This window comes from Streptococcus sanguinis (assembly GCF_020729725.1).
Taxonomy (GTDB): domain Bacteria; phylum Bacillota; class Bacilli; order Lactobacillales; family Streptococcaceae; genus Streptococcus; species Streptococcus sanguinis_V.
The window spans coordinates 1-841 of sequence record NZ_JAJEPA010000037.1 but is presented as its reverse complement, the minus strand read 5'-3'; the positions used below and the strand labels follow the sequence as shown (position 1 = coordinate 841).

The following is an 841-nucleotide window of genomic DNA, read 5'->3' as shown; positions in this document are numbered from 1 at the left end:
AGGAAGGTGAATCTATGCTGTATGAAAGAGATTGAAACAAAGGATATGGAGCGGCTGCGGCTCTACTTGGGTTTTTCCAAGAAAGAGTTTAGTAAGCTCTTGACGGTTTCRCCGGCGACCTATAACCGCTACTTGGGAAAAGACACGGTGCCTTTTAAAAAGGTGGGTCTGCCCTTGCAGGAACTGCTGGCACTGAATAAAGAAACCAGTGTCCGCTTGACGGGACGGATTGACTATATCCGCTTCCGCTTTCGGACCTTGGACTGGCTGGGGGTGATAGATGAGGTCTTTGGCCTCAAGAAGAAACCCTTTATCCAGCATGACTTTGGCCGCTATGGCTATAGCGCTCTTGAGAATTTCAATTTTATCAATGTCTACCATTCAGAGAAAGATAGCGAGATGGGGACGCTGGTTGAGATGACTGGTCGGGGGTGCAGAGAATTTGAATGGTACTTAGAAAACGAGCAGAACGGCCGGACCTGGCAGGAGGTTTTAGAGGCAGCCTTGGCTTATGCTAAAAGGAAAACCAAGGCCCCAGAGGAGGCGGCGGATTTTCTCAAGATTACCCGGCTAGATGTTTCACTGGATGAGGGTTATAACAAGGAGGAGGGAAACTATAACTTATACCAACTAAAAGAGAAAAAAGAGCGGGGCTTGATTCAGTCCAAAATGCGCTCTTTCAAGTTTATTGATGGGGAAACCCAGAATCAGGCAGATGGCTGCTCAGTCTATTTTGGCTCCAGACAGTCAGCGGTCCTGCTCAATTTCTATGAGAAAGACTTTGAGCAGGCTCACCAGTCCAAGGTTTCCTTGGAAACCATTCGGGAGCTATACGGTTATA

Annotated in this window: 1 protein-coding gene; it reads left to right on the top strand. The window is 47.6% G+C overall.

Annotation, left to right across the window (positions count from 1 at the left end):
• Window positions 1-21: 21 nt before the first annotated feature.
• Window positions 22-841 (top strand): replication initiation factor domain-containing protein (locus K4I03_RS12430; protein WP_227965659.1); only part of this gene is annotated, 820 nt, incomplete at its 3' end.